Source organism: Daejeonella sp., assembly GCF_037719425.1.
Classification (GTDB): Bacteria; Bacteroidota; Bacteroidia; order Sphingobacteriales; family Sphingobacteriaceae; genus Daejeonella.
Genome location: NZ_JBBJNI010000012.1, coordinates 47,939 through 48,177 on the forward strand (window position 1 = coordinate 47,939; position 239 = coordinate 48,177).

Genomic DNA, 239 nt, shown 5'->3' on the forward strand with positions numbered 1-239 from the left:
GCCCACCTTATCGATGGATGGGTTTTCGAAAACAGCTTTAAAATCATCCACGCAGGTTTGACATTCCGCCTGATCTGCAGATAAGGGCACATACCATGCCTCGCCCGGTTTGATACTGAAAGATAAGCCGACCAGTTCGCAGTCATTCGCATCTAAACAGGTTGTTTCGGTGTCGAAGCATATGCATTTCTGACTGGAAAGTAGTTCTATTAATTCCTTTCTTTTTTCCGGGGTATCTA

The 239-nt window shown here is 44.8% G+C and carries 1 protein-coding gene; it reads right to left on the minus strand.

Annotated elements, in window-relative coordinates:
- Positions 1 to 239, minus strand: a 239-nt coding sequence (locus WKF69_RS03105; RefSeq protein ID WP_340379446.1) for a hypothetical protein, incomplete at both ends; no start/stop codon positions are given.